The organism is Sphingobium sp. TomTYG46 (genome assembly GCF_055396345.1).
Genome location: NZ_AP027325.1, coordinates 473184 through 499059, shown reverse-complemented (window position 1 = coordinate 499059; position 25876 = coordinate 473184). Strand labels below are relative to the sequence as shown.

The following is a 25876-nucleotide window of genomic DNA, read 5'->3' as shown; positions in this document are numbered from 1 at the left end:
CTCAGGCGTCCCGGCGCAGCAGATACACGTCCATGATCCATCCATATCGCTGGCGCAGCTGTGCCCGGCGGTCGATGATTTCCGGTCCCGTCACGGCCAAAGGACCGTGCGCCAGCGCCTGATGCTCCATGCCCAGATAGGCGCCCCACCAGATCGTCAGCTTTGCCGACTCCAGCGTCTGAAAGGTGCAGTCCCCGTCCAGCATCACGACGACATCGCGCACGCCACTGGGCCAGCCGCGTTCGCGCAACTGCCTGCCGGTGGTGATCAGCACCGGATCGGCCAGCCGATTGAGGCAAATGCCATGCGCGGCCGTTAGCACCTGAACGCTGGTAATGCCGGGCACGACGCTGACCTCGACCGATGGGCCTAGCCGTTCCGCGATCCGCAGGCTGCTGTCATAGAGCGACGGGTCACCCCAGACGAGCAGCGCAACCGTACCGCCATCGGGCAGGTGCAGCGCGATCCGCTCCATCCAGATCGCGGCGATCGCATCATGCCAGTCGATGACCGCCTCGACATAGGCGGCCTGATCCGCGCGCTTGGGCATGTCGAACTCGACGACCCGTGCGGGGCCGGTCAGTAGCTGAGCACAGATGGACCGGCGCAGGTCGATCAGGTCGGACTTGGCCTCTCCCTTGCGCGGGAGCAGGATCAGATCAGCCTCGTTCATCGCCCGGATGGCGGCGAGCGTCAGATGATCGGGATTGCCTGTGCCGATGCCGATCAATGACAAGCGGATCATGCGGCACCCGCGATCAGGTGGAAGAAGCTGCCCGTCACCCGTCCCCGGTGCGATCCGGTGGCGACGACCGGAGTGCCCGTCGCATCCGTCACTTCAGCAAGCGGCTCGTCGGGCTGATCCACAATCGTCGAATAGTGAAACTCATGCCCGCGCAACAGCGCTCCCGCCTCACAGCCGCCCATCGGCGCCAGCAGCCGCGCTTGCCGATAGCCCAGTTGCAACCGCCGTTCGGCGAAGCTGGATACCAGCCCGAGCAGCCCTGCCATCGCATGCGACCGTCCCTGCGCATCGATGATCGCTTGTCCCAACACCATATAGCCGCCGCATTCGCCGTGGATGGGGTGATCTTGCGCATGGCGGCGCAGACCCTCCATAAACCGCGCGGCATTGGCGATCTGTGGCGCATGCAGTTCGGGATAACCACCGGGCAGCCAGATGGCGTCGGCCTGGCGGTCGGGCGCTTCATCAGCCAAGGGGGAAAAGGGCAATATCTCCGCCCCCGCCGCGCGCCAGCCGTTCAGCATATGGGCGTAGGTGAAGGAGAAGGCGGCATCCTGCGCCAGTGCAATCCGCTGCCCCGGTGGGGGGCAGCTATAGGGGGGCGCTGATGTGCCGGGGAACGCGTCGGCCGCCTTTTGCAGAGCCGGAAGATCAACATGCGCCTCGACCATATCCGCGATGGCGTCGATCGTCTGCTCAACCTCTTCCTGCTCGCCCGACTGCACAAGACCAAGGTGCCGTTCCGGGATGGAAAGGGCATCCGATCGCGGGATCGCGCCCAGCACGGGCATGGCGACATCCTCCATCGCTTGCCGGATCATCGCCTCGTGGCGTGCGCTGGCGATGCGATTGAGGATAACTCCCGCCACCCGCACGTCCGCCCGCAGCACCCGGAATCCATGCGCGATCGCGGCGGCCGACTGGCTCTGTCCCGACACATCGATGATCAGGATGACCGGCCAGCCTAGCGCAGCCGCTATGTCGGCGCTGCGGCCGTTGCCGCTTGCGCCGCGCGCCGGGGCGCCGTCAAACAGGCCCATCACGCCCTCCGCGATGATCAGGTCGGCGTCCGCTGCTTCGCCCGCCAGACTGTGGAGCAGCGTCGCATTCATCGCCCAGCTGTCGAGGTTGAAGGCGGGCCGGCCGCTTGCCAGCCGGTGATAGCCGGTGTCGATATAATCAGGGCCGCATTTATAGGACTGAACGCGCGCGCCCTGCCGCTTCCACGCGCGCAGCAGGCCGAGCGTGATGACCGTCTTGCCTGATCCCGATCGTGGCGCGGCGATGAGGATGCCGGGCGTCATTCTTCCGATCCGGCGAAGCGGGATTCCGCCGTCGAAGGACGGAATCGTCGGTCATAGCCGGGCGCATAAAGCTGGCTCTCGGCAAACTCTTCCTCACCCAGCACCGGCCCGGCGAGGATGATTGCGGTGCGTTCCGGCCCGTCTGCCGCCAGCGCCTCTATGGTGGTCAGTGTCCCTCGCACGATCCGCTGATCAGGCCAGCTAGCGCGCCAGACGATCACCACCGGGCAGTCCCCGCCATAGAGCGGCGTCAGGTCCGCGATCACCTTCGCCAGATTGTGGATGGACAGGTGAATCGCCAGCGTCGCGCCGGTCGCGCCAAAGGCGGCGAGCGTCTCCCCCGAAGGCATCGCGCTAGCCCGCCCCGCCGTGCGCGTGAGAACCAGCGATTGGCCGAGGCCCGGCAGCGTCAGTTCTGCCTCAAGCGCCGCCGCCGCCGCCGCGAAAGACGGAACGCCGGGCGTCACCGTATAGCCGATGCCCAGCGCCTTGAGGCGGCGGATCTGCTCGCCCATTGCGGACCAGACCGACAGGTCGCCCGAATGCAGCCGCGCGACATCCTGCCCCGCCGCATCTGCCTCTGCGATGATGGCGATGATTTCGTCGAGCGTCAGCGGCGCGCTGTTCACGATCCGCGCACCGGCCGGGCAATGGTCGAGTAGCGCGCGCGGCACCAGCGATCCGGCATAAAGGCACACGGGCGAGGCAGCGATCAGATCGCGGCCGCGCAGCGTCAGCAGGTCCGGTGCACCCGGCCCGGCGCCGATGAAATGAACGGTCATGGCGATACTCCTTGGGCCAGTGCACAGGTGGCTTGCCCATCCGGCGAGATGATGCGGGTTGCGATCAGTCGCGCGCCGCTTCCGGCTGCAACCAGCGCGACCGCCTCGGCAACGCTGCCGGTGCCGTAAGCCGCCAGACTGGCGCTGGAGCGCGTGGGCGTCTCCACGCACTCGATCGCGCCGGGGTCGATCAGGATGAGCGGCAAGCCCAGGGCGCGGGCGAGGGGGGCGAGCAGCGCTTCCTTGTGCATCAGGGTCGCCAGAGCCGTGACGCTCGCGCCATGCCCGGCAAGTGCCGCCCGCAAACCGCCCTCTCCCGCACCACTGCGGCAGCCAAAGCCAGCAACGATCATAGCGTGACGCTCCACTGCACCAGCGGATAAGCGGCTTTCCACCCTCGCCGGGTGCCGATCGGCGCGGCGCTGGCTAATTCGATCCGCAGTAGTTCCCCGCCCAGCTGTCCATGCCATCGCGCCAGCAGCGCTTCGGACTCCAGCGTCACCGCATTCGCGACCAGCCGCGTTTGCTGGCCGGGCAAGGCGATGATCGCTTCCATAAGCGTCTCACTCAATCCACCGCCAATGAAGATGGCGTCAGGGCGAACACGGCCGTCCAGCACCGCAGGCGCGCGTCCTTCGATCAATGTCAGCCGATCGACGCCCAGCCGTTCCGCATTTGCCTTTGCCCGTGCGGCGCGCACCGGGTCAGCCTCAAAAGCCAGCGCATGGGTGGAAGGATGGCTGAGCAGCCACTCAATCGCGATCGATCCCGATCCCGCGCCGATGTCCCACAATGTTTCGCTCGGTCGGGGGGCAAGCGCGGACAGCGTCAGGGCGCGGACGGGCCGCTTGCTGATCTGCCCATCATGATCGAACCAGCTATCGGCGATTCCGCTGACACATGGCATCGCATCGCCATCGCCCGCCATATCGACGCCCACGGCAACGGGGTGAGCGATATCGTCGAAAGTGAGTTCCTGCGCCCGCGCCTGCCTGATCCGCTCGCGCGGTCCCCCTAGAGCTTCCATTATGTGCAGGATGGATGCGCTAAAGCCCTCCTGACTGAGATAGGACGCAAGCGCATGCACCGCCGCCCCGTCCCGAAGCAGCAGGATGGCGCGGCGTCCCGATGCAAGTCCGGGCCTCAACCGGGTCAACGGCGCGGCATGCAGGCCATGGCAGGCCAACTCCTGCAACGCCCAGCCGAGGCGCGAAGCCGCAAGGGAGAAGGTCGATGGCGCCGGATGCGCCACCCACTCCTCCGTCCTAAGGTGCCGCGTGATGCTGGTCCCCGCCCCGAACCAGAAGGGGTCGCCTGACGCCAGCATGACCACCGGTTCCCCTCTCCGGGCAAGCAGCGCCGTCACTCCATCCTCAAAGGGCACTGGCCAGTTCAGAAGTTCCGCCCTAAGGGGTGGCAGCAGCGCCAGCTGGCGCGGCGCGCCGGTCACGAGGCGAGCCTGTTCCAGCACGGCGCGCGCGGCGTCGGACAGGCCCTCCGCTCCATTCTCGCCAATGCCGATGATCGTCAGCCAGGGACCTTCAGCCACCATGCGCAACATCCTGATCCTGGGCGGCACGACCGAAGCGAGCGCGCTCGCCAAGGCCCTTGCCGAACGAGGCGAGCGCGCCATGTTGAGCTATGCCGGACGCACCGGCAACCCGCGCGCGCAGCCGGTGCCAGTGCGCGTCGGCGGCTTTGGCGGTGCGGCTGGATTGGCGGCCTATCTGAAAGCCGCGCGGGTCACCCACCTCATCGATGCGACCCATCCCTTCGCCGCGACGATCAGCGCGAATGCACTCGCGGCCTCGCGCGAGGCGGGCACGGCCCATCTGATGCTCACCCGCCCGGCGTGGCAAGCAGGGGAGGGCGACCGCTGGACCCATGTGCCCAATATCGGCGGCGCTGTCCGGGCGCTCGACGGTGCCCCCCGGCGCGTCATGCTGGCCCTTGGGCGTATGCATGTCGAAGCCTTTGCCGCCCAGCCGCAGCATCATTACCTGCTCCGCTTCGTCGATGCGCCCGAACTGCCTCCCGCGCTGCCGCGCCATCATCTGGTCGTGGATCGCGGCCCCTTCACGCTGGCGGGCGATCTTGCCCTGATGCGCGCGCACGGCATTGAATTGATCGTCGCCAAAAACGCAGGAGGCGACGGCGCGCGCGCGAAGATCGACGCCGCACGGGCGATCGGCCTGCCCGTCATGATGATCGACCGGCCGCCTTTGCCACAGGCGCAGGCCATTCATGATATCGGCGACGTGCTGGCGTGGATCGATCATTCGGCCCAGCGCGGCGTATAGAGGATAGGACCTGCCGCGCGCTCGATCAGGCGGGTGCGGCTTGATCCAACGATCACCATCGTGCGCATGTCTGCCATATCGGCGCTTGCTTGCCCAAGCGTCACGACACGCAATTCTTCTTCCGGCGTCGAAACGGCACGCGCGAACAGGATCAGCCGATCGTCGCCGCACTCCTCGCGCAGGATGTCCAACACGCGCGCAAAGCCATCCGGCCGCGCCTTCGACCGGGGATTATAAAAAGCCATCGCAAAGTCCGCCTGCGCGGCAAGGCGCAGCCGACGCTCGATCAACGCCCATGGCTTCAGATTATCCGACAGGTTGATGGCGCAGAAATCATGCCCCAGCGGAGCGCCCGCCCGTGCGGCTGCGGCGAGCATGGCGGTAATGCCGGGCAGGATGCGGATGTTGATCCCCAGCCACGCTTCCGGCCCGGCCTCCAGCGCCTCGAACAATGCCGACGCCATGGCGAACACCCCCGGATCGCCGGAGGACGCCACCACCACGCGCCGCCCGGCCGCCGCCAGTTCCAGCGCATGGGCCGCGCGCTCCAGCTCCACCCGATTGTCCGACACATGGCGTAGAAGTCCGGGGCGATCCGGCACGCGGTCAACATAGGGCGCATAACCCACCAGATCGGTCGCCTCCGCCAGGGCCTGTGTCACTTCGGGCGTCACCAGCCCTTCGGCTCCCGGCCCGAGCCCGGCTACCGCCACCCATCCGCTCATGGCCGCCGTCCCTGCCCATGGACCAGCAGGATAGAAAAATAGCTGGTGACAGCCTCCGCCTCACCCAGCGGCGTGATCTTCTGGTCCGCCATCGTGGCATATTCGACCAGCCAGGCGCAGTCCTGCTTGCCAGCAGCCTCCACCGCCCGGCGCAGCTTCGCCAGATTGCGGCCGATCTTCATGACGACCAGCGCATTGGTGTCATGGATACGGCGCGCCAGCTCTTCTTCGGGCAGCGTCGCCATCAGCACCGTCAGCACGTCGTCGCCCCAACTGATCGGCGTCCCGCTCGCCGTCCAGGCCCCCGACATGCCGGTGATGCCGGGCACGATTCGCATGGGCGCAAGTGATGACAGGCGGCTGTGCAGATGCATGAAGCTGCCGTAGAAAAAGGGGTCGCCCTCGCAGAGGACAACCACATCCTCACCCGCCGCCGCCAGCCCGTGCAGATGCGTGGTGCACTCCGCATAAAAGGCGGAAAGCCGCTGATTATATCGCGGGTCGGTGACCGGAATCTCGGTCGTCACCGGATATTCCATCGCATATTCGACCGCGTCGGGACGCAACAGTCCTTCGACGATTTTTCGGGCATGACCTGCGCGGCCCGGCTTGCGGAAATAGGCGATGTGGCGGGCATCGCGGATCAGCCTGTCGGCCCGCACGCTCATCAGGTCCTGCGCGCCGGGGCCTAGGCCCACGCCGTGAATGGTCCCGATCATTCGGCCGCACTCGCGAGCGCATTGACCGCCGCGACGGTGATCGCGCTGCCGCCCAGCCGCCCTTCGACGATGCAGCTGGGAACCGGCTGCGCCTCCCACAAGGCTTCCTTCGATTCTGCCGCGCCGACAAAGCCGACCGGGCAACCGATGATTGCCGCCGGGCGTGGGTAGTCGGGGTCCTCCAGCATGTTGAGCAAGTGGAACAGCGCGGTTGGGGCGTTGCCTATCGCGACGACGGCACCCGCGAGATGCGGCCGCCACAGCTCCAGCGCGGCGGCCGAGCGGGTATTCGCCATGGCGCGGGCAAGATCAGGCACTTGCGGGTCGGCCAAAGTGCAGAGGACCAGATTGCCAGCGGGCAGGCGCGCGCGCGTTATCCCTTCCGACACCATCCGGGCGTCGCACAGGATCGGCGCGCCCGCTTCCAGCGCGGCGATTGCGGCCGTGGCGAAGCGCGGCGAAAAGCGGATATGCGGCGCGAGGCCAACCATGCCCGCCGCATGGATCATGCGCACGGCAACCCGCTCTTCCTCTGCCGCAAAGCGGTCGAGCGCCGCCTCCGCCCGGATCATGCGGAAGGACTGGCGATAGATTTCCGCCCCGTTGGTTTCATAGAGATGCGGCATCATTGGGCTCCGAAGAGGGCGATTATCTGGTCGGGCGACAGTCCCGTTTGCAGCGGCGGCCCACCTGCGCGCGCATTGTGGGCAAGGTCGAAACGGCCATCCCGCCCGGTGAGGACCACCGTCGCCTGCGAAGGTCGGGCGCACCCCTTGGCGCAACCCGAGACATGAAGTCCGCGAACATGCGGCGCCAGCCGGGCGGCCAGATCGCGCGTGGCGACGCTCGCCTGCGGGCAGGCTGGCGCACCGGGGCAGCAATCGGCGGAAAGGCGCGTATCGGCCGGATCATCGGACGGGGCGTCGCTGCCTTCCAGCACCAGTCCACGCCAAGGGGTAAGCCGCACCGCCTCCACACCGCCCGCCATCACGGCAAGGAGCGCAGCCGCCTCGATCCGACCGAAGGGCGCTGCATAAAAAGGGCCGGGGGCAGTGGCTAGGGCAGCAGCGCGAGGCCGGGCTGGGGCAGGGGCCTTGGTCGCTATATCAGGCAGCGGGGCGGAATGCCGCGCCATGCGCCCGGCTTGCGCGCCACCGCTGGCCACGAACCAATGGGCATGACGGATCAGCCTCTCGGCAGCGTTCTCTGCGCTCACAGCCACGCCATGCGCGCGCCCGTCAGCGCGTAGGATCAGCGCACCGGTCGTCCCTCTTTCGATCCGGAAATCAGCCGGAACATCGCTCAGGACCGGGGCAGGCCCCGCATCAATCGCAAAGCCGACCTTCGCGGGCAGATCGGGCAGCTCCTTCATGCGCGCGATAAAGGCGGCGGCTATGACGGCGCTGTCATCGCCGGGTAACCAATCGGGATTGATGAGGACGGGAATCTGCCTGTCCCGATCCGCATCGGCATCCGCCAACCCCAGCCCGACCAGCCGCTCCATCAATGCGCCGTGGCCTGCCTCGTTCACGCCCCTGATTTGCAAGGCGGCGCGATTGGTAACGTCGATATGCCCATTGCCCAGCGCGAGAGAGGCCTCGCACAATCCCACTGCCTGCGCGCGGGTCATCCGGCCCAGCGCCGGGCGCACCCGGACCAACAGCCCGTCGCCAGCCATCATCGGCCGCCATGCCGTCGGACACCAGCCGCGCACGCCGGTTCGCGCTGCGTCACGCCGCATCAGCTCCTGCATTGCTCCTGCACTCCCCGCACCAGCGCCACGACAAGCGGACGGCACGCACAGGCAAGCGGACAGGCCGCACGCCTGCACGGCCGTAGCCGCACGAATTCGTCGCTCAAACGGAGAACCGAGCCGTGACCATCCCCTGGGTCATGGCAAGAGCGACCTTTGCTCCGGCAGGTCTCCTGGCTTGCGGGTCATAGCGTTGGCATGGGGCCTTCCCGGATCGCTCCAGTGGCTGACCGTCCCTGTTTTAAGGGTCCGGCCGGTCCATGCCTTGCTCGCCGCTCACAGTTGCAGGGACAGCCACGGATTAGGGAGGGAAACCTCCCGCACCGCGTTCCCATTTAAGTCCCTTGCGGGACACCGGCGCGATCGATGGACCGGGCAAGCCCGATCCGCTGCGCTTCATAAGGGCGATGCGCGCGAAAGGGAAGTGGGCAGCGACGGCTTGCTTGCGCCCGCTTTGCCCCAGGGCTAGTCCCTTCTGCGAATAACAACATGGAGAGCAGATGATGAGCGATCTCAGCTTCGAAGCGACCAGTCGTTTTCTCGAAACCGCCAATGGCCGCCTTCATTATCATGAGGCTGGATCAGGCCCCGCGCTGCTGCTGCTACATGGATCAGGCCCCGGCGTTACGGGCTGGGCGAATTTTCAGGGCAATCTGCCGCTCTTTTCCCAGCATTTTCGCACGATCATCGTTGATGCGCCCGGCTATGGCAAAAGCGATCCTGTGAATGGCGATCCGGTAGCGGTGGCGCGCGATGCGGTGGTTGCGCTGATGGACGGCCTTGGCATCGATCGAGCACATGTGCTGGGCAACAGCTATGGCGGCATTGTCGGTGGTCATCTCGCGGCATCTCATCCGCAGCGGGTGCAGCGCTACATCACCATCGGCGGGATCGGGTTCAACATCACCTCCACCTTTCCCAATGAAGGGCTGACCCGACTTGTTGATTTCATCGAGGACCCGACGCGCGAGAACATCATCGCCTGGCTGGAATCGATGGTTTACGACAAATCGATCATTACCGACGAACTGATCGACATGCGCTACAAGGCCGCGCTCGAACCGGTGACGATGGAGAGCAGCCGCAAGATGTACACGCGCGCGGCTCTGGGCTTCATCGCGCAGTCGATGAGCGGGCCGGGCGTGTCGCAGAGGATCGATTATCTGGGCAAGATTCAGGCGCCCACGCTGATCACCTGGGGCCGCGACGACAAGGTCAGCCCGCTCGATGGCGCGTTGTTCCCGATGCGGGTGATCCCGAACTCGGAACTGCATGTGTTCCCCAAATGCGGCCATTGGGCGATGATCGAATGCAAGGAACGGTTTGAAACATTGGTGCTGGGGTTCTTGTTGGGTGAGGGGTAGGGAGAATCGTCCACCCCGTTCGCCCTGAGCTTGTCGAAGGGCTTTTCTTTCCTTGAAGAGAAGTGAGGGGCTTCGACAGGCTCAGCCCGAACGGCGAATAGGTGGGAGCGGGTTGCGCTAACGCCGCACCACCACTGAATGCCAATCCGTCCGCTGTTCCCATCCGCGTCGTTCCAGTTCCGGGGCATCCTCTTCGCTCTCCGGCCGTCCGAGGCAGAGCAGCCCAAGACACTCCCAACTGGCCGGAACGTCCAGCATCGCGTCCACGCCTTCCGCTTCCATGATCGACACCCAACCCATGCCGATCCCCCGCGTCCGCGCCGCCAGCCACAGCGTATGCACCGCCATGACGCAGCTATAGCGGCGCGCTTCGGGCATGGTGGCGGCGCCCAGATGATGGCCCGTCTCCGTCCCATCGTCGCAATAGACTGCGAACAACACTGGCGCCTCGCGGAGGCCGTGCAGCTTCAGGCTACGGTAGAGCTTGTCCTGATCGCCCTCATACTCCCGGCCCGCTTCCCTCACCTGCGCATCGACATGAAGCGCCAGCCTCTCCCGCAGCCCCTCCGTCTCGATCCGCACAAAGCGCCATGGCTGCGATAATCCGACCGATGGCGCGCGATGCGCCATGCTTAGCAGCCATTCGACATCGCCCTCGTCGATGGGATCGGTCCTGAAATGGCGAATGTCCCGCCGCGCCCGCACCAGCGCCTCGAACTGCGCGCTGTCGATCGGGGTTATGGCGGGTCCACTCATGTCAGAATTCTATTCCTGCCTGTGCCTTCACGCCGCTGCGGAAGGGATGCTTGACCAACGTCATTTCGGTGACGAGATCGGCCGCTTCGATCAGCGCTTCGGGCGCATTGCGGCCGGTGATGAGCACATGCTTCATTTCGTCCCTCGCAGTCACCGCCTCGACCACTTCCCCCACCGGCAGATAGTCATAGCGCAGGACGATATTAAGCTCATCTGCCAGCACCATATCATAGGCCGGATCGGCGATCATCCGCTTTACCTCGTCCCATGCTTCACGGGCGAGGGCGATGTCGCGGGTCTTGTCCTGCGTGTTCCAGGTGAAGCCTTCGCCCATGGGCTTGAACGTGACATTGTCTGGAAACGCATCGAACACGACTTTTTCTCCGGTGGTCATTGCGCCCTTGACGAACTGGACGACGCCGACCTTCTTGCCATGGCCGATCGCGCGCACGACCATGCCCAGCGCCGCGGTCGTCTTGCCCTTGCCCTTGCCGGTGTGGACGATCAGCAGGCCCTTTTCCTGCGTCTTGGTGGCCATGATCTTGTCATGGGCGGCCTGCTTCTTCTTCATCTTTTCGGCATGTTGTTCGGGGGTGCGTTCGATCATGTCGGTTCCTTGAGTTGAGCGAGGAGCATGGCCGCGCTGTTCGACCGTGGCCGCCACAGCCCCCGGTCCAGCGCTTCGCGGAGGCGCGCGGCGGTTTCGCGCAGCGCGGCGGGGTTGGCGTCCGCCATGAAGCCGCGCACCACCTCATCCTCGATGAAGGCGGCGTGGACGGCGTCGAAATGATGATCCTTCACGCCATGGGTCGTCGCGGCAAAGGCAAAGAGATAATCAACCGAGGCGGCCATTTCGAACGCGCCCTTGTAACCGTGCCGCATCATGCCCGCGATCCATTTGGGATTGGTGACCCGCGCCCGCACCACCCGGCCGATCTCATCCTCCAGCGTGCGGACGACGGGCCGCTCGGGTCGGCTATGGTCATTATGATAGCTGAGCGGCTTGCGGCCGGAGAGATGCTCGACCGCCGCTGCGATCCCGCCCTCGAACTGGTAATAATCGTCGCTGTCGAGCAGGTCATGCTCGCGATTGTCCTGATTCTGGATCAGGGCGTCGGCATCGCTCAGGCGCTGGCTGAAAAGGTCTCGTTCCGCGTCGCCCTCGACCCCGCCACCATAGGCATAGCCGCCCCAATCGAGATAGATGTTCGCAAGGTCCGATCGATCATGCCACAACCGCTCGTCGATCATCGCCTGCAAACCCGCACCATATGCACCCGGCTTCGATCCAAAAACGCGAGCCCCGGCGCGACGCAGCGCCGCCTTTTCAGACGTCCCCTCCGCAATCAGCGCAGCCGCCTCCGCCCGCTGCCTCGCCGCAGCGGGATTGTCTTCATCGGGTTCATCCAGCGCCATCACGGCGCGCGCGGCGCTGTCGATCAGGTCGATCTGTTCGGGAAAGGCGTCGCGGAAAAAGCCCGACACGCGCAGCGTCACGTCCACGCGCGGTCGGTTCAACTCGGCGATCTTCATCACCTCAAATCCGACGACCCGCCCCGATGCCCAGTCCCACCGGGGCCGCACGCCCATCAGGGCCAATGCCTGCGCGATGTCGTCCCCACCCGTGCGCATGTTCGCCGTGCCCCATGCGGAAAGGGCCATGGCGCGGGGATAATCGCCTTCGCGCTGGAGATAGTCCTGCACGATGAGGTCGGCCGACCGCTGGCCCAGATTCCAGGCGGCCACGGTCGGCACCGCGCGCGTATCGACCGAATAGAAATTCCGCCCGGTCGGCAACACATCGGGACGCCCGCGCGTGGGCGCGCCGGAAGGGCCGGGCAGCACGAACTTGCCATCGAGTGCGCGGAGCAGCCCCGCCTTTTCCGCGTCGCCGCAGGCATCCACGCGAGGCGCAAGCTGTTTCCTCACAGCCCCCAGAACCGCCGCGCTATGCGGTCCCGGCGCTTCTTTGCCATAGTCGATCAGCTGGATGGCGTAGAGTTCCAGCCGCTCGACCGTGTCCCCCACGCTGCGCCACGCATCGTCCGCCACGCTGCCCAGCACCTCCGGTCGCGCGCCTTCCCATGAAGCGCCCATGCCGCAATCCAGCGGATCGAAGCCCAACTCCAGATCGTCCGCCAGAGCCCGCAGCAGCGATTGCTGATCCTCGTCCAGACCCCTGGGGCAGCGGGCGAGGGAGATCAGCAAGTCCCGGCGCAGCGCACCTTCGGGCGAGCGGGTAAAGATATGCAATCCGTCCCGAATCTGCATTTCTTTCAATTCGCACAGATAGTTGTCGATCGCTGCCAAGGCATCGTCTCCGCTGCCCTGCGCGCCCGCATCCTTGTCCAGCCCTTGAGACGCCGCCAGCGCCAATATGTCCCGGCGCAGCGTTTCCAGCCTGCGCGGGTCCATCCCCGCCGCCAGATAATATTCATCGACCAGCGCCTCCAGTTCCTTCAACGGGCCATAGGTCTCGGCACGTGTCAGCGGCGGCGTCAGATGGTCGATGATGCACGCGCCGATCCGTCGCTTGGCTTGCGTGCCTTCCCCCGGATCATTGACGATGAAGGGGTAGATTTGCGGTATCGGCCCGGCGCAGATTTCCGGGAAGCAGTTTTCCGATAGCGCGATGGCCTTGCCGGGCAGCCACTCCAGATTGCCATGCTTCCCCACATGCACCACCGCATGGACGCCAAATTCCTGCGCCAGCCAGATATGAAAGGCCAGATAGGCATGCGGCGGCGGCAACGCCGGGTCATGATAGCTGCTCTTGGGATCGACATCATAGCCGCGAGAGGGCTGCACCGCGACGGCGACATGGCCGAAACGATGCACCCGCAGGCGGAAAGCTCCTTCGCGGCAGAATGGATCGTCCTCTGGCTTGCCCCACCGTTCAGTGACGGCCTTTCGGACGCCCTCCGGAAAACCATCGAACGCCGCTCGATACTCCGCCAACGGGAGCGAGCATGTCGCATCACTCCCGGTCATATGCCGCATCAGCGCCGCGCCATCGGTCGGCGCGTCGCCCGTCGCATAACCAGCCTCCGCTAGCGCGCGCAGGATCGCCGCAGCGCTTTCCGGCGTGTCGAGCCCCACGCCGTTGCCAATCCGTCCATCCCTGTTCGGGTAATTGGCAAGGACCAGCGCGACATGGCGATCTTCCACAGGCGCTCGGCTTAATTTTGCCCAGTTCGCAGCCAGTTGAGAGACAAAGCGGACACGGTTGGCCAGAAGCTGCGGCACGACGATGCTGCATTGCGTCCTCGCATCAAATCGGGCGGCGGCCTTGAACGCGACCGCCCGGGTGAACAGGCGTCCGTCCACTTCGGGCAAGGCGATATGCATCGCCAGGTCGCGCGGACCCAGCCCCCGCGCGCTGTCCTGCCACGCGGCCTGTTCCGCGCTGGCGAACAGCGTCTGGAGCACGGGGCAGTCGGCCTTCTCCAATATGGACGGCGTACGCGGTTCGCCCGGCGCGGACGCGGCAAAGGCCGTGGCGTTCAGGATGACGTCGGGCTGAACCGCCCCAATCACCCCATCCAGAAAGTCTCGAGCAAAGGGCTCCCGCAGCGCCCGGACATAGACCGGCAGGACATTGAGCCCTTCAGCTCGCAACCCGGCCACCATCGCGTCCACCGCTTCCAGAGTGCCCGCGATCAGCAAGGCGCGATAGAAGAGGAACAGCACTGTCGGCTGCCCCGATATCCAGCCAGCCCTAACCTGTTCCAGCGTCGGCCGTTCGACGCCGGGCAGGTACAGCCCCGCGTCGGCGACCGGCACCGGCGCGTCGGGCGCTCCTGCCTCCAGTCCTGCGATCCGGGCGGCGGTCTTCAGAAATGCCGTGGCATTGGCAATGCCGCCCTGCCGGAGATAATCGCGCAGCCGATCGCACATGTCCGGCGGCAGGGTGGAGGCGGCGCGCAGTTCCGGATCATCCTCCCGCCCGTCCGCTATCGCGGCAAACGCGATGCCCTTGTCGCGCGCAATATTGGCAATTTCCTCAATGCCATAGGGCCAATAGCTCTTGCCGCCCAGCAACACCACGCACACGAACTTCGCGTGAGAAATCACCTTCTCGACATAGAGATCGACCGAATAGGGATGCTTCAGCTGGAGAAGGTTTGCCAGCCGGATGGATGGCGCGCCATCCCCCAGCATCGCCGCTGCGCTGGCGAAGCAGGCAAGGTCGCTGTCCGCCACGGTCAGCAGCACGATGTCGCCCGGCGTCTGGCCAAGGTCGATCGCTTCCTCTCCATTGGAGACAGTGCCGGGCGTGGCGGTCAGCAAATGCATCAGGCGACCGCCATCTGGCCCATCAGCACCTGTTCGATCGCCAGTCGATCGATCCCCGCCTGACCGATCACCACCAGTCGCGAGCTACGCGCCTCACCTGCCTGCCAGTGCCGGTCATAATGTTGCTGGATGCGCGGTCCCACAGCCTGAATGACGAGCCGCGCCGGACGGCCCGCAATGGCAACAAAGCCCTTCACCCGCAAGATGTCATGATCGGCTATGACCTCCTCCAGCGCACTCAGCAGGGGTGCGGGATTGCCCAGCTCCCCCAGTTCCACGACGAAGCTGTCGAAATCCTCATGATCATGATCCCCCTCATCGTCATGATGGGAAGGACGTGCGTCGATTTGCTCCTCGACGCCCGCGTCGAGACCCAGCAGGATGGCCGGGTCGATCTCCCCCCGCGCGGTGCGGACGATGCGCACGCCCGGCCGCACTTCCCCGGCCAGTTGCTGCTCCAGTTCCGCCAGCCTGTCCGGCTCGACCAGATCGCTCTTGTTCAGCAGTACCAGGTCGGCGCAGGCAATCTGATCCTCGAACAGTTCCTCGATCGGGCTGTCATGATCCAGCGTGGGGTCGGCCGCACGGGCAGCGGCCAACGCTGCCTCGTCGTGGGCGAAGCGCCCCGCCGCCAGAGCGTCCGCATCGATCAGGGCGATCACCCCGTCCACGGTCGCGCGGGTCCTGATATCGGGCCACTGGAACGCCTTCACCAGCGGCTTGGGCAGCGCCAGCCCCGATGTCTCGATGATGATATGATCGGGCGGCACGTCGCGGTCCAGCAGCCGCTGCATCGTCGGCAGGAAATCGTCCGCCACGGTGCAGCAGATGCAGCCATTGGCCAGCTCGATAATGTCTTCATCGGGGCACGTCTCATCCCCGCAGCCCTTCACCAGCGATCCATCGACGCCGACATCGCCAAATTCGTTGATGATGAGCGCCAGCCGCCGCCCGCCCGCATTTTCGATCAGGTGGCGGATCAGTGTCGTCTTTCCGGCGCCCAGGAATCCGGTGATGACCGTGGCGGGAACCTTGCTCATATTGTTTGTCCTTGATTGGGGAGGAGCACGTCGATCTCGTCGAAGCGCTTCCAGCGGTAGATGATCCAGCTCACCAGCCAGCAGGCCGCGAACAGGCCGACGATGAAGAAGCCGAGGCTGTTGAAATGCTCACCCAGATCGGCCGCGACCGACCAGACGCCGCCGGTCAGCCCCAGCTTGTCGCCCAGCAACGCCGCCGCCTCGATGCCGCCGATGACGATCGCGACCAGCGCGGACACCAGCGTGATGGTGATGTTGTAGTAGAGCTTGCGGATTGGCTTCACGAACGCCCACTGATAGGCGCCCATCATCAGCGCCCCGTCCGCCGTGTCGATCAGCGCCATGCCTGCGGCAAAGAGCAGGGGGAAGATGAGCACCGTCGCGATCGAAAGGCCGCTCGCCGCCTGACCCGCCGACAGGCCGAGGATCGCGACCTCCGTCGCCGTGTCGAAGCCGAGGCCGAACAGGAAGCCCAGCGGCGCCATGTGCCAGCTTCGCGTGACCAGCCGGAAGAGCGGCCGGAACAGGCGCGCAAGCAGCCCCCGGTTTCCCAGCAATATGTCCATGTCCTCATCGACATAGGTGCCGCCATTGCGAACATGGTTGAAGGTCTTCAGGACCGATCGCAGGATCATCAGGTTCATCGCCGCGATGGCGAACAGGAATGTGGCAGAGATGACCGTGGCGATCGTGCCCCCGATCTCGCCCGCCGCCTCGACCCTGCTCAGCGCATTGGCGGCGACGGCGATCAGCACGGCGGCGATCAGCACGATCGCGCTATGTCCGATCGCAAACCACAGGCCCACGGTCAGCGGCCGCTGCCCTTCCTGCATCAGCTTGCGGGTCACATTGTCGATCGCCGCGATATGATCGGCATCGACCGCATGGCGCAGCCCCAGGCTCCAGGCGAGCAGGGCGGTGCCCAGCATCATCGTGTTGCCCGCAAAGATCAGCAGGGCAAAGAGCCACAGGCCGATATTGCAGGCGATCAAAACCGCGAACATGACAGTGGCACGGCGGCGAAGCGCCGGAAATTGTATCGCCATTTTAGACATGGCTCCCGTCGGCGTCAGCGAACCTGAACGGGACCTCCGCCAAGCGGCCGACATGATACGCCGGACGGACACCATATAGCGCCCGGCACGCATGCCGGTGCGGCCCCGCCGCACGCGTCGCTCAGACGGAATACCGTGCCCCGGCCATCCCCTGGGCCAAAGCAAGAGCGACCAGACGCTGGCAGGTCTCCTGGCTTGCGGGTCATCGCTCGACACACGGCCTTCCCAGGCCTCGCATGATTTAGCGTCCGGCCCAGTGGCTGACCCCCGGTCGTACCGGAAGGTCGCTATGCATCTCGCTCACCGCTTACAGTTGCAGGGACAGCCGCGGATTTGGGCTCCGTCTACAGAAGCCCGCACCGCATTCCCTTTGAAGCCCTTCCGGGCACCGGCGCGATCGATGCCGTGCATAGATGGCTTGGCCGCCAAAGGGAAGCGGGCAAGGCGATGAAATTGAAATGACACCGGCCGCGGGGAAATACGCACCGGACTGACATGGCCGCAGCCCTCCGCGCCATATTGCCGCGCCTGTCCTCTCCGCCTAGACCGGACGCATGTCTTCGCTTTTCTCCTTCACCCGGATCGCGCCCGATGGCGACACATCGCCGGTTACGCGCGAACTGGCGGAGGAGGTTCCCGTCGCCATCGAATTCAACGGCATCGGCTATGCCGTGCTGATGGCAACCCCCGCGGATATCGCGGAACTGGTGCAGGGGTTCGCCCTTGCCGAGCGGCTGATCCTGCCCTCCGACCCGCCGCTGGACGTCGATGTGCATGCGACCGATCAGGGCCTTGTAGCCCGCGCCACGCTGCCGCCCGATCGTGCGGAGGGGCTGCTCGGCCGGGTCCGCCATCGCGTATCGGACTCTTCCTGCGGCCTGTGCGGTGTTGAAAATCTTGAACAGGCGATGCGTCCGCTGCCTGCCATCACCGCCCGCTGCGATGCAAAGCCTGACGCGATCTTCCATGCGCTGGGTGATCTTTCCGCGCATCAGCCGCTCAACAGGCGAACCGGCGCCGTCCACGCTGCCGCACTGGCGGGCGCTGACGGCACGATCCGACTCGCTTATGAGGATGCGGGCCGCCACAACGCTTTCGACAAGCTGATCGGGGCCATGCGGCGGCAGCAACTGTCCTGGGATGGGGGCTTCGCGCTGCTGTCCTCCCGTTGTTCCTTTGAGTTGGTGGAAAAGGCTGCGCTCGCCAATTGCCCGTTACTCGTCACCATCTCCGCCCCGACCCGTTTGGCCGCCGAGCGCGCGGCCAGCTCCGGATTGCCGATAGTCGTGCTTGCCCGGCCCGATGCCGTACTCGCGGCGGGCGACTTGCCCGACTGACGAAGCGCCGCTCCATCTACCGCTTGCGGACGCGCCGCCGCCTCTTTATCAGCAGCCCCGCGACAGGTTCCCCTTGGGGATCAAAAGGGAAGTCGGGTGCAACACCCGCGCTGCCCCTGCAACTGTAAGCGGTGAGTGGACCGGCCACGCAGCCATTGGGGGAAGATTTCCCCCGAGAAGGCGGCCGGGACGCAGTGACCCGTGAGCCAGGAGACCTGCCTGACGCAGTCGTTCTTCGACCGGACAGGGTGTGCCGGACGAACGGGGTTCCCCTCGCGGACGACAGCCACCGCCTTGCTCGCCATACGGCCGGGCAGGGCCGTTTGCGGTTCGATTTTGCGGGGAGGACCATGATGACGGTCTTTCATGTTGATATGGTTATGGAAGCGGGCCGCTGATGCTGTGCGCGGTCGAAAACAGAGCTTCGGTGGTGGTCTGCTCGACCTGCCGCCTGTCCGCTGACCAGCGGGAAGATGGGGCAGGGCAACGCGGCGGCGCGCTGCTGGTTGAGGCCATGCGCGATCTTCAGACGGCCGAGCCTGCTTATGATGCGGTTGCCGTGCAGGACATGCCCTGCCTCTTCGCCTGCCAGCGTCATTGCACCGTCCATGTGCGTGGTCCCGGCAAAGTCGGCTATGTTCTGGGCGACTTCACCCCGGACGCAGAGGCCGCCCGCGCGATCCTCGACTACGCCCTGCGCCACGCCGCCAGCGAAGAAGGCGTCGTTCGCTACGCCGAATGGCCGCAGGGGGTGAAGGGCCATTTCGTCGTCCGCACGCCGCCTGAAGGCTTCGTCTGCACATGATCCACTTTCAGGATCGCGCTGATTTTCAGGCCGCGCTCGCTAATCTCCCCGAACCTCATGCGGCGGCGATCGAAACGGCAGCGGCGCGGCAGGCATCTTTGACAAAGCCCGTCGGATCGCTCGGCCGACTGGAGGATATCGCCCTCTTCATGGCAGGCTGGCAGGGTCGCGAACGCCCGCGCGCGGATCGCATCCGCGCCGCCATTTTCGCGGGCAATCATGGTGTCGCCGCGCGCGGCGTCAGCGCCTTTCCGGCGTCCGTCACGGCGCAGATGGTCGCGAACTTCCAGACAGGCGGCGCGGCGATCAACGCGCTTGCGGGCGCCTGCGGAGCCGAACTGGTTATTGTCCCGCTCGCCCTCGATAAACCCACTGCCGACATATGCGAAGCCCCCGCGATGACGGAGGCGGAGTGCCTTGATGCCCTGAACGCGGGCGCCGCCACCGTCGTGCAAGATTGCGAGCTGCTCTTCACCGGAGAGATGGGCATCGCCAACACCACCCCCGCCGCCGCGCTGTGCCTTCAATCCTTTGGCGGCGAGGCGCAGGACTGGACGGGGAGGGGCACCGGCATCGACGCAGCCGCCCTCGTCGGCAAGACGCACGCCGTCCAGATCGCGCACGCCCTGCACGCCCCCCATTGCGCCGACGCGTTCGAAACGCTGCGCCGCATCGGCGGGCGAGAGATTGCAGCGATGGCAGGCGCCATCCTCGCCGCGCGCCTGATGCGCGTGCCGGTGCTGCTCGACGGCTTCATCTGCGGCGCGGCCATCGCCCCTCTGGCGCGCGACAATCCCGCCATTACGGCCCACTGCCTCGCCGCCCACTGCTCCGCCGAAGCAGGCCATGCCCGGCTGCTCGAAAAGCTCAGCCTGAACCCCCTGCTTCATCTCGACATGCGCCTCGGCGAAGGCAGCGGCGCGGCGGTCGCGGCGCAACTCATCCGCTCCGCCCTCGCCGCGCATGACCAGATGGCAACCTTCGCCGAAGCGGCGGTGGCTAACGCGCTATGAGCCCTCTCACGCTCCACCTGATGCGCCACGCGGCGCCACAGACGCCCGGCCTCCTGCTCGGTCACATGGACATGCCGCCAGACCCGGCCGCGATGCAGCTTTGCGTTGAACGATCCCGCACGCTTGCGTTCGACCGCCTGATCAGCTCCGACCTGACACGCGCCCGCACCCCCGCCGCCCTGATCGCAACCGCCCGGCAGGTGCCGCACGACATCGACGCGCGCTGGCGCGAACTGCATTTCGGCGCGTGGGAGGGCGCCGATCCCGCAACTCTCCCTGCCGAGGAAATTGGTCGTTTCTGGTCATTCCCGGACGATAATCCTCCGCCAGGAGGGGAAAGCTGGTCCGGCCTTTGCCTGCGCGTAAAGGCGGCACTTGGCGAAATCGACCGGCCCTCGCTGGTCCTTACCCATGCCGGTGCGATACGTGGCGCGCTGACTACCCTGTGTGGCTTCACTTACCAGCAAGCCTGGGCAATCGACCTTCCCTATGGCGCCCTACTTAGCCTGCGTATCTGGCCGGGGGACAATCCCAGCGCGCAGATCACCGGGCTTGTAACATGACCCGCCTCATCCTCGCGCTTCAACTCATGACCCGCCTGCCGCTCCCGCAAGTGCGCGCGGAGGAGAAGGACTTCGCCGCCGCGATCCGATGGTTCCCTGCGACTGGCATCGTCGTGGGCCTCGCCGCCGCTGCCGCCATGACGATCGGCCTGCTTGCCGATCCCTGGATGGCCGCCTTGCTTGGCCTCATCGCCTGGGTCGCCATCACCGGAGCGCTGCATCTCGACGGCCTTGGCGACATTGCTGACGGGGCAGGGGCAGCGCATGGCGACCGGGCAAAGCTGTCCGCCGTTCTTGCCGACCCGCATATCGGCAGTTTCGGCGTCGTCGCGATCGTCCTGCAACTGCTGGCGAAGCTCGTCCTGCTGCGCCTTTGCGCGGACCATGTCGCGCCGATTGCCATCATCGCCGTGCCCTTCGTCGCCCGGATCGGCCCACTGGCATGGACCCTCTGGCTCCCGCCGCTCCATGAGGGCCTGGCCAGCCGCTTCCGTGCAAGCATCAGTCCGATGCATCTGCTAGGTTGGACGCTGCTGGCCCTAGCCCTCTGCCTGATCATTCCCGCCCTCCTGTCCGCCGCTATCCTCGTCCCGCTTTGGGGATGGTGGCTGCGCAGCCGGATCGGCGGCATTTCGGGAGATGGCCATGGCGCCGGGATCGAACTTATCGAAAGCGGCCTGCTAGCTGCACTGGTGCTGGCACGATGAGTGACATCTTCCACTGGCATGGCGGTCGTCTGTCGGCCGCGCGTCAACGTTATGAGACGCGCCTTCCCTGGATCGATCTCTCTACCGGCATAAACCCGCTCGCCTGGCCCGGCACCGCCACGATCACCCCGGACTGGCAATCCCTCCCAGATCCCGCAGCACTTGCCGATCTCGAACAGGCCGCCGCTGCTCATTTTGGCGTGTCCCCCGATCACATCTGCGCACTGCCGGGCAGCGAAACCGGCCTGCGCCTGCTTGGCCATCTGATCGATACGCCCGCCTGCCATATCCTGCCGTCCTACCGCACCCATGCGCAGGCTTCCCCAAACTCGCGCCCGTTGCAGCAACCGGAAGACGCACCACCCGGCACCGCCCTCCTGCTCGCCAATCCCAACAATCCCGACGGCCGCCTCTATATGCGGGCGCAAATGCAGCAGCTTCTGGCTCAACAGGAAAGGGGAGGTGGCTGGCTGATCGTCGATGAAGCCTTTGCCGACTGCATGTCCGGTGCCAGCATGGCGGCCGAAGTCGCGGATCACCGCCGCCTACTCATCTTCCGTTCCTTCGGCAAATTCTTCGGGCTCGCGGGTGTGCGATTGGGCTTCCTCCTCGCCCCATCCCCCATCATCGCCGCCTGCCGCAGGCTGCTGGGAGACTGGCCTTTATCCGCCGCCGCGATCGACTTTGGCCGCGCTGCCTATCGCGACCAGCGCTGGATTGATGAGACGATCGCGACCCTTTCTACCCGCGCCGCCAGCCTCGATGCGCTACTTATCCGCCACGGGTTCATCCCGCGGGGCGATTGCCCCCTATTCCGCCTGGTCGACACGCCGAATGCTGCCCCGCTGTTCGACCGCCTCGCGCGCCACGCCATTCTCACTCGCCCGTTCGAAGATTACCCTCATTGGCTTCGCTTCGGTCTGCCCGCCGATGATGCCGTCATGTCCCGGCTGGACGAAGCGCTTGGTTGAGCTGACCGCTATGATCATCGATGCGGTGCTAGGCTGGCCAGCCCGGCTGCACGCCCGTATCGGCCACCCGGTCGGAGCCTTCGCCCGGATCATCACCGCTTGCGAGGGCCGTTTGAACCGGCGCCATTTCGGCACCACGCGCCGCCGTCTCGGCGGTATCATCACGCTGCTCCTCCTCCTCGCGACCGCCATCGCAGCAGGCTGGGCCGCAGAACAGCTTATTCGCCACTTCCTCGGCTCCTGGGCCTGGATCGGTCTCGCGCTCGCCGCTTGGCCAGCACTTGCGCAGCGCAGTCTGTTCGACCATGTCCTGCCCGTCGTTCAGGCTCTAGAAGCAGGCAATCTCTTCGCCGCCCGCCGCGCCGTCAGCCAGATCGTCGGACGCGATACCGCCACCCTCGATGAGGCAGGCGTCGCCCGCGCCACAATAGAAAGCCTCGCCGAAAGCTTCTGCGACGGGGTCGTTGCGCCGCTCTTCTGGCTGCTCGTCGGTGGCCTGCCCGGCATCTGGGCCTATAAGGCGGTCAACACCGCCGACAGCCTGATCGGCCACCGGGAGGAGCCGTTTACGGCTTTCGGCTGGGCCGCAGCTCGCTTTGATGACTTGCTGAACCTGATCCCCGCGCGCTTGTCCGGCGTCCTGATCTGTGTCGGGGGCATGGGCGGCTGGCGCATTCTCTGGCGCGACCATGGCCGTCACGCATCGCCCAATGCAGGCTGGCCGGAGGCGGCGATGGCGGGCGCGCTGGACATCCGCCTTGCCGGGCCGGTCGCCTATGAAGGCCAATATCATGCCAAGCCATGGATCGGCGGGGAAGGGGACGAAGCTACGCCCGCCGCAGCTCGCGCCGCGTTGGCGCTCTATGTTCGCGCCTGCGCGCTCCTTTGGCTCGCGACGGCGCTGATCGCAGGGATCGGCCGATGACCGCTTTCCAGAAGCTGCTCGTGCTAGGCGGCGCCCGTTCGGGCAAGAGCCGCCATGCCGAAGCGCAGTGCGAAGCCCTGCCGGGCATCATGACCTACATCGCGACGGCCGAGGTGTACGACGCTGAAATGCACGAACGGATCGCTGCGCATCGCGCCCGCCGCGACGCGCGCTGGCGAACGGTCGAAGCCCCAATTGATCTGCCCGCCGCGATCCGGAATGCCCACGCGCGCCCGCCATCTGGCCCGATCCTAGTCGATTGTCTTACCCTTTGGCTGTCCAACCTGCTGCTGGCTGGCGAAGACATTGCCCGGTGGAGCGGAGAACTGATCGCCGCCATCACCGGCTGCACGGTTCCCATCGTGCTGGTCGCCAATGAAGTCGGCCTCTCCATCGTCCCGGAAAATGCACTTGCCCGCCGTTTCAGAGACGAAGCGGGCCTGCTTAATCAGCATGTGGCCGCCGCTTGCGACAGGGTGGTATTTGTCGCCGCTGGTCTGCCCCTGATGCTCAAGCAAAGCGGATGAAGAAGGCCGCGGCTGCAAGCCATTTTGAAAATCGCGGATGCTATCAGGCCTACTTATCGTAGAGGTCGAATAAATTCGTTGCGCGAATCGCCTATGTGATAAATGCCTCTGACCGGCTTGCCTGCGATCTACTGGATCAATATGGCATGTTTAATAGTGCGTGGAGGGATTTTATAGGAGCCAGCGATCATGGCAGGGGCAATATGTTCCAAACCTGGGCGAAATTGGAAGACCGCCAGGGTGATCAGATCGCGGTTTCTGGACAGGGGATAATTCAGTGAACGCTTTCAATGCAGATTATCTGTTCGTCTTCATATTGGCGGCTTTTTTGGGTTTTCAGCTGATCAAGAAGGTATCGCCGCTTTTGCACTCGCCTTTGATGTCGCTGACCAATGCGATCGCGGCGGTTGTGATTGTGGGGGCGATCACGATCACGGGTGAGGCGGGGGCGACGCCTCTGGCCAAGACCCTGGGCTTCATCGCGGTGTTCTGCGCGACGGTGAACCTTGTGAGCGGTTTCATGATCACCGATCGCATGCTCAAGATGTTCAAGCCGCGGGGGAAGTAACAGATGGACGCTTTCGTACCCTTCGCGGCGATTGTCGCGTCCGCTTTGTTCATCCTGTCGCTGATGTGGATGAGCCATCCCTCGACCGCCCGTCGCGGCGTGCGCGCGGGTGAGATCGGGATGGTGATCGCCATCATCGGCGCGCTGGTCCAGCATGAGGTGGTGGATTACAACCTGATCATCATCGCGATGATCGCAGGCGCGGCGGCGGGCATTCCGATGGCGCTGCTGATGCCGATGACGGCCATTCCGCAGCGAACCGCCATCTCCCACGCCTTTGGCGCGCTCGCGGTTGGCCTGATCGGCGCGGCGGAATATTACAAGCATGCCCATGCGGAATATGCGGGCGGCTTCATCCTGTGGGCGCTGATGTTCGAGATGCTGCTGGGTTTCCTGACCTGCACGGCATCGGTCGTCGCCTTTGCCAAGCTTCAGGAACTGCTGGGCAGCCGTCCGGTGTCCTTCCCCGGCCAGCGCATCGTCAATGGCGCGGTGGCGCTGGCGACGGTGGCGATCGGCGTGACGCTGGCGCTTGACCCGACGCAGACCTGGCTGTTCCCGGCCTTCGCGGGCCTGGCGCTGCTGTTCGGCATATTGCTGGTGATCCCGATCGGCGGCGCGGACATGCCGACCGTCATCGCGCTTCTGAACAGCTATGCGGGTCTTGCCGCAAGCGCGATGGGCTTTGCGCTCGGCAACAAGCTGCTGATCGTCGCGGGGGCGCTCGATGGCGCTTCGGGCTTCATCCTGGCGCTGGTGATGTGCAAGGCGATGAACCGCAGCTTTGCCAATGTGATGTTCGGCGGCTTCGGCAAGGTGGTCGCGGGCGTGGCGGGCGGCAAGGACGACCGGGTGGTGCGCTCCGCCTCTGCCGAGGAAGCCGCGATGCAGCTGGAGAATGCGAGCAGCGTGGTCATCATCCCGGGCTATGGCATGGCGGTCGCGCAGGCGCAGCACAAGGTCAGCGAACTCTATCAAGCGCTCACGAAGAAGGGCGTGGACGTCAAGTTCGCGATCCACCCTGTGGCGGGCCGCATGCCCGGTCACATGAACGTGCTGCTGGCAGAAGCGAACGTCCCCTATGAGCAGCTGGTCGACCTGGATGACATCAACCCCGAACTGCCGCAGGCGGACGTGGCGGTGATCATCGGCGCGAACGACACGGTGAACCCGTCGGCACGCGACGATCCGCAAAGCGCGATCGCGGGCATGCCGATCATCGAGGCGGACCGCGCCAAGTCTGTGTTCGTGATCAAGCGCAGCATGAACGCGGGCTTTGCCGGGATCGACAACCCGATCTATTATAACAGCAACACCCAGATGCTGTTCGGCGACGCCAAGGACATGGTCGGCTCCATCGCCAAGGAACTGGCAGGAGGTGGCTCGGGCTTGCACTGAGCCGCCCGCACAGCACCAAGACACAGAAGCCCGCTGCCCCCAAGCAGCGGGCTTTTTTCATATAGGTTCGCTCGCAGCTTGTAGGAGAAGCATTGCGCCAGGCGGCTGCTCAGTCGAGTGATGCATCGTCGATGTTGATCGTGCCAATTGCTGCAAAAATGCAGACCTAATTTGCGAATATGAGATGTTGATTGCACAATCGCGCCCGCGCATGGACAGCACA

General features: G+C 65.4%; 26 protein-coding genes and 3 riboswitches. Of the genes, 12 read left to right on the top strand and 14 right to left on the bottom strand.

The features are described from left to right. Position 1: 1 nt before the first annotated feature. Genes cobF through cbiE form a run of 5 tightly spaced genes read right to left on the bottom strand, consistent with a single transcriptional unit; the run spans position 2 to position 4383 of the window. On the bottom strand, positions 2-745 hold the full coding sequence (gene cobF / locus ACZ5YV_RS15520) for a precorrin-6A synthase (deacetylating) (RefSeq protein ID WP_464789288.1): 744 nt from the start codon (positions 743-745) through the stop codon (positions 2-4). Continuing rightward, positions 742-2049 carry a cobyrinate a,c-diamide synthase gene (locus ACZ5YV_RS15515; RefSeq protein ID WP_464789287.1) on the bottom strand — a complete coding sequence of 436 codons (1308 nt, stop codon included), beginning with the start codon at positions 2047-2049 and terminating at the stop codon, positions 742-744. The genes cobF and ACZ5YV_RS15515 overlap by 4 nt, the downstream gene beginning before the upstream one ends. Next, entirely contained in the window at positions 2046-2831 is a 786-nt protein-coding gene (cobM, locus tag ACZ5YV_RS15510) for a precorrin-4 C(11)-methyltransferase (protein WP_464789286.1), read from the bottom strand. The genes ACZ5YV_RS15515 and cobM overlap by 4 nt, the downstream gene beginning before the upstream one ends. Further along, on the bottom strand, positions 2828-3184 hold the full coding sequence (locus ACZ5YV_RS15505) for a cobalamin biosynthesis protein (RefSeq protein ID WP_464789285.1): 357 nt from the start codon (positions 3182-3184) through the stop codon (positions 2828-2830). The genes cobM and ACZ5YV_RS15505 overlap by 4 nt, the downstream gene beginning before the upstream one ends. Then, entirely contained in the window at positions 3181-4383 is a 1203-nt protein-coding gene (gene cbiE, locus ACZ5YV_RS15500) for a precorrin-6y C5,15-methyltransferase (decarboxylating) subunit CbiE (protein WP_464789284.1), read from the bottom strand. Before cbiE ends, ACZ5YV_RS15505 begins: the two co-directional genes overlap by 4 nt. On the opposite strand from cbiE, the gene ACZ5YV_RS15495 reads away from it, so the two are divergent. Beyond that, positions 4382-5131 (top strand): cobalt-precorrin-6A reductase, encoded by a 750-nt coding sequence (locus ACZ5YV_RS15495; protein WP_464789283.1) that lies wholly within the window; start codon positions 4382-4384, stop codon positions 5129-5131. The two genes, cbiE and ACZ5YV_RS15495, sit on opposite strands and share 2 nt — an antisense overlap. Here ACZ5YV_RS15495 and cobJ read toward each other — a convergent pair. Genes cobJ through ACZ5YV_RS15475 form a run of 4 tightly spaced genes read right to left on the bottom strand, consistent with a single transcriptional unit; the run spans position 5107 to position 8316 of the window. Continuing rightward, positions 5107-5856: a precorrin-3B C(17)-methyltransferase gene (gene cobJ, locus ACZ5YV_RS15490; RefSeq protein ID WP_464789282.1), complete on the bottom strand. Its 750-nt coding sequence runs from the start codon at positions 5854-5856 to the stop codon at positions 5107-5109. The genes ACZ5YV_RS15495 and cobJ overlap by 25 nt on opposite strands. Then, the gene (gene cobI, locus ACZ5YV_RS15485) at positions 5853-6575 is read right to left on the bottom strand and encodes a precorrin-2 C(20)-methyltransferase (protein ID WP_464789281.1); all 723 of its coding nucleotides are present in this window, start codon (positions 6573-6575) and stop codon (positions 5853-5855) included. Before cobI ends, cobJ begins: the two co-directional genes overlap by 4 nt. Continuing rightward, entirely contained in the window at positions 6572-7201 is a 630-nt protein-coding gene (locus ACZ5YV_RS15480) for a precorrin-8X methylmutase (protein WP_464789922.1), read from the bottom strand. Before ACZ5YV_RS15480 ends, cobI begins: the two co-directional genes overlap by 4 nt. After that, positions 7201-8316, bottom strand: coding sequence for a cobalamin biosynthesis protein CobG (locus ACZ5YV_RS15475; RefSeq protein WP_464789280.1), 1116 nt, complete (start codon positions 8314-8316; stop codon positions 7201-7203). Before ACZ5YV_RS15475 ends, ACZ5YV_RS15480 begins: the two co-directional genes overlap by 1 nt. A 158-nt stretch (positions 8317-8474) precedes the next feature. Beyond that, positions 8475-8702, bottom strand: a riboswitch (cobalamin riboswitch). A 126-nt stretch (positions 8703-8828) separates the two neighbouring features. Between ACZ5YV_RS15475 and ACZ5YV_RS15470 the strand changes: the two genes are divergently transcribed. Next, a complete protein-coding gene (locus tag ACZ5YV_RS15470; protein ID WP_464789279.1) occupies positions 8829-9692 on the top strand; it encodes an alpha/beta fold hydrolase in 864 nt (287 codons plus the stop codon). 117 nt (positions 9693-9809) lie between these two features. Here ACZ5YV_RS15470 and bluB read toward each other — a convergent pair whose 3' ends face one another. Genes bluB through ACZ5YV_RS15445 form a run of 5 tightly spaced genes read right to left on the bottom strand, consistent with a single transcriptional unit; the run spans position 9810 to position 16830 of the window. Then, positions 9810-10448, bottom strand: a complete 639-nt coding sequence (gene bluB, locus ACZ5YV_RS15465; protein ID WP_464789278.1) for a 5,6-dimethylbenzimidazole synthase — start codon at positions 10446-10448, stop codon at positions 9810-9812. 1 nt (position 10449) lies between these two features. Beyond that, on the bottom strand, positions 10450-11055 hold the full coding sequence (cobO, locus tag ACZ5YV_RS15460; protein WP_464789277.1) for a cob(I)yrinic acid a,c-diamide adenosyltransferase: 606 nt from the start codon (positions 11053-11055) through the stop codon (positions 10450-10452). Then, entirely contained in the window at positions 11052-14744 is a 3693-nt protein-coding gene (cobN, locus tag ACZ5YV_RS15455) for a cobaltochelatase subunit CobN (protein ID WP_464789276.1), read from the bottom strand. Before cobN ends, cobO begins: the two co-directional genes overlap by 4 nt. Further along, positions 14744-15784 carry a cobalamin biosynthesis protein CobW gene (gene cobW / locus ACZ5YV_RS15450; protein WP_464789275.1) on the bottom strand — a complete coding sequence of 347 codons (1041 nt, stop codon included), beginning with the start codon at positions 15782-15784 and terminating at the stop codon, positions 14744-14746. The genes cobN and cobW overlap by 1 nt, the downstream gene beginning before the upstream one ends. Continuing rightward, positions 15781-16830, bottom strand: coding sequence for a HoxN/HupN/NixA family nickel/cobalt transporter (locus ACZ5YV_RS15445; RefSeq protein WP_464789274.1), 1050 nt, complete (start codon positions 16828-16830; stop codon positions 15781-15783). Before ACZ5YV_RS15445 ends, cobW begins: the two co-directional genes overlap by 4 nt. A 172-nt stretch (positions 16831-17002) precedes the next feature. Beyond that, positions 17003-17247: riboswitch (cobalamin riboswitch) on the bottom strand. 146 nt (positions 17248-17393) lie between these two features. Here ACZ5YV_RS15445 and ACZ5YV_RS15440 point away from each other — a divergent pair. The 10 genes from ACZ5YV_RS15440 (at position 17394) to ACZ5YV_RS15395 (ending at position 25653) form a co-directional block, all read left to right on the top strand. Then, entirely contained in the window at positions 17394-18176 is a 783-nt protein-coding gene (locus ACZ5YV_RS15440; RefSeq protein WP_464789273.1) for a formate dehydrogenase accessory sulfurtransferase FdhD, read from the top strand. 47 nt (positions 18177-18223) lie between these two features. Then, positions 18224-18413, top strand: a riboswitch (cobalamin riboswitch). A gap of 160 nt (positions 18414-18573) precedes the next feature. Further along, positions 18574-18981, top strand: coding sequence for a DUF1636 domain-containing protein (locus ACZ5YV_RS15435; RefSeq protein WP_464789272.1), 408 nt, complete (start codon positions 18574-18576; stop codon positions 18979-18981). Next, positions 18978-19994: a nicotinate-nucleotide--dimethylbenzimidazole phosphoribosyltransferase gene (cobT, locus tag ACZ5YV_RS15430; protein WP_464789271.1), complete on the top strand. Its 1017-nt coding sequence runs from the start codon at positions 18978-18980 to the stop codon at positions 19992-19994. The genes ACZ5YV_RS15435 and cobT overlap by 4 nt, the downstream gene beginning before the upstream one ends. Next, on the top strand, positions 19991-20557 hold the full coding sequence (locus ACZ5YV_RS15425; RefSeq protein WP_464789270.1) for a histidine phosphatase family protein: 567 nt from the start codon (positions 19991-19993) through the stop codon (positions 20555-20557). Before cobT ends, ACZ5YV_RS15425 begins: the two co-directional genes overlap by 4 nt. Continuing rightward, complete coding sequence (locus tag ACZ5YV_RS15420) at positions 20554-21264, top strand: adenosylcobinamide-GDP ribazoletransferase (protein ID WP_464789269.1); 711 nt, start codon at positions 20554-20556, stop codon at positions 21262-21264. Before ACZ5YV_RS15425 ends, ACZ5YV_RS15420 begins: the two co-directional genes overlap by 4 nt. Then, positions 21261-22235, top strand: coding sequence for a threonine-phosphate decarboxylase (locus tag ACZ5YV_RS15415; protein ID WP_464789268.1), 975 nt, complete (start codon positions 21261-21263; stop codon positions 22233-22235). Before ACZ5YV_RS15420 ends, ACZ5YV_RS15415 begins: the two co-directional genes overlap by 4 nt. After that, entirely contained in the window at positions 22198-23160 is a 963-nt protein-coding gene (cbiB, locus tag ACZ5YV_RS15410; RefSeq protein WP_464789267.1) for an adenosylcobinamide-phosphate synthase CbiB, read from the top strand. Before ACZ5YV_RS15415 ends, cbiB begins: the two co-directional genes overlap by 38 nt. After that, the gene (gene cobU / locus ACZ5YV_RS15405) at positions 23157-23687 is read left to right on the top strand and encodes a bifunctional adenosylcobinamide kinase/adenosylcobinamide-phosphate guanylyltransferase (RefSeq protein ID WP_464789266.1); all 531 of its coding nucleotides are present in this window, start codon (positions 23157-23159) and stop codon (positions 23685-23687) included. The genes cbiB and cobU overlap by 4 nt, the downstream gene beginning before the upstream one ends. 277 nt (positions 23688-23964) lie before the next feature. After that, on the top strand, positions 23965-24255 hold the full coding sequence (locus ACZ5YV_RS15400; protein ID WP_196227069.1) for an NAD(P) transhydrogenase subunit alpha part 2: 291 nt from the start codon (positions 23965-23967) through the stop codon (positions 24253-24255). A 3-nt stretch (positions 24256-24258) separates the two neighbouring features. After that, the gene (locus ACZ5YV_RS15395) at positions 24259-25653 is read left to right on the top strand and encodes an NAD(P)(+) transhydrogenase (Re/Si-specific) subunit beta (protein ID WP_464789265.1); all 1395 of its coding nucleotides are present in this window, start codon (positions 24259-24261) and stop codon (positions 25651-25653) included. The last annotated feature ends 223 nt before the right edge of the window (positions 25654-25876 follow it).

Excerpts from the sequence above, each read along its gene's own strand:
- ACZ5YV_RS15415 (WP_464789268.1), top strand. The coding sequence starts at position 21,261 with ATGAGTGACATCTTCCACTGGCATGGCGGTCGTCTGTCGGCCGCGCGT.
- cobM (WP_464789286.1), bottom strand. The coding sequence starts at position 2,831 with ATGACCGTTCATTTCATCGGCGCCGGGCCGGGTGCACCGGACCTGCTG.
- cbiB (WP_464789267.1), top strand. The coding sequence starts at position 22,198 with ATGCCGTCATGTCCCGGCTGGACGAAGCGCTTGGTTGAGCTGACCGCT.
- ACZ5YV_RS15440 (WP_464789273.1), top strand. The coding sequence starts at position 17,394 with ATGTCTTCGCTTTTCTCCTTCACCCGGATCGCGCCCGATGGCGACACA.
- cobI (WP_464789281.1), bottom strand. The coding sequence starts at position 6,575 with ATGATCGGGACCATTCACGGCGTGGGCCTAGGCCCCGGCGCGCAGGAC.
- ACZ5YV_RS15420 (WP_464789269.1), top strand. The coding sequence starts at position 20,554 with ATGACCCGCCTCATCCTCGCGCTTCAACTCATGACCCGCCTGCCGCTC.
- ACZ5YV_RS15470 (WP_464789279.1), top strand. The coding sequence starts at position 8,829 with ATGATGAGCGATCTCAGCTTCGAAGCGACCAGTCGTTTTCTCGAAACC.
- ACZ5YV_RS15475 (WP_464789280.1), bottom strand. The coding sequence starts at position 8,316 with ATGCGGCGTGACGCAGCGCGAACCGGCGTGCGCGGCTGGTGTCCGACG.
- ACZ5YV_RS15480 (WP_464789922.1), bottom strand. The coding sequence starts at position 7,201 with ATGCCGCATCTCTATGAAACCAACGGGGCGGAAATCTATCGCCAGTCC.
- ACZ5YV_RS15425 (WP_464789270.1), top strand. The coding sequence starts at position 19,991 with ATGAGCCCTCTCACGCTCCACCTGATGCGCCACGCGGCGCCACAGACG.
- cobT (WP_464789271.1), top strand. The coding sequence starts at position 18,978 with ATGATCCACTTTCAGGATCGCGCTGATTTTCAGGCCGCGCTCGCTAAT.
- cobJ (WP_464789282.1), bottom strand. The coding sequence starts at position 5,856 with ATGAGCGGATGGGTGGCGGTAGCCGGGCTCGGGCCGGGAGCCGAAGGG.
- ACZ5YV_RS15495 (WP_464789283.1), top strand. The coding sequence starts at position 4,382 with ATGCGCAACATCCTGATCCTGGGCGGCACGACCGAAGCGAGCGCGCTC.
- cobW (WP_464789275.1), bottom strand. The coding sequence starts at position 15,784 with ATGAGCAAGGTTCCCGCCACGGTCATCACCGGATTCCTGGGCGCCGGA.
- ACZ5YV_RS15505 (WP_464789285.1), bottom strand. The coding sequence starts at position 3,184 with ATGATCGTTGCTGGCTTTGGCTGCCGCAGTGGTGCGGGAGAGGGCGGT.
- cbiE (WP_464789284.1), bottom strand. The coding sequence starts at position 4,383 with ATGGTGGCTGAAGGTCCCTGGCTGACGATCATCGGCATTGGCGAGAAT.
- ACZ5YV_RS15395 (WP_464789265.1), top strand. The coding sequence starts at position 24,259 with ATGGACGCTTTCGTACCCTTCGCGGCGATTGTCGCGTCCGCTTTGTTC.
- ACZ5YV_RS15515 (WP_464789287.1), bottom strand. The coding sequence starts at position 2,049 with ATGACGCCCGGCATCCTCATCGCCGCGCCACGATCGGGATCAGGCAAG.
- cobN (WP_464789276.1), bottom strand. The coding sequence starts at position 14,744 with ATGCATTTGCTGACCGCCACGCCCGGCACTGTCTCCAATGGAGAGGAA.
- ACZ5YV_RS15445 (WP_464789274.1), bottom strand. The coding sequence starts at position 16,830 with ATGGCGATACAATTTCCGGCGCTTCGCCGCCGTGCCACTGTCATGTTC.
- cobO (WP_464789277.1), bottom strand. The coding sequence starts at position 11,055 with ATGATCGAACGCACCCCCGAACAACATGCCGAAAAGATGAAGAAGAAG.
- ACZ5YV_RS15435 (WP_464789272.1), top strand. The coding sequence starts at position 18,574 with ATGCTGTGCGCGGTCGAAAACAGAGCTTCGGTGGTGGTCTGCTCGACC.
- cobF (WP_464789288.1), bottom strand. The coding sequence starts at position 745 with ATGATCCGCTTGTCATTGATCGGCATCGGCACAGGCAATCCCGATCAT.
- bluB (WP_464789278.1), bottom strand. The coding sequence starts at position 10,448 with ATGAGTGGACCCGCCATAACCCCGATCGACAGCGCGCAGTTCGAGGCG.
- cobU (WP_464789266.1), top strand. The coding sequence starts at position 23,157 with ATGACCGCTTTCCAGAAGCTGCTCGTGCTAGGCGGCGCCCGTTCGGGC.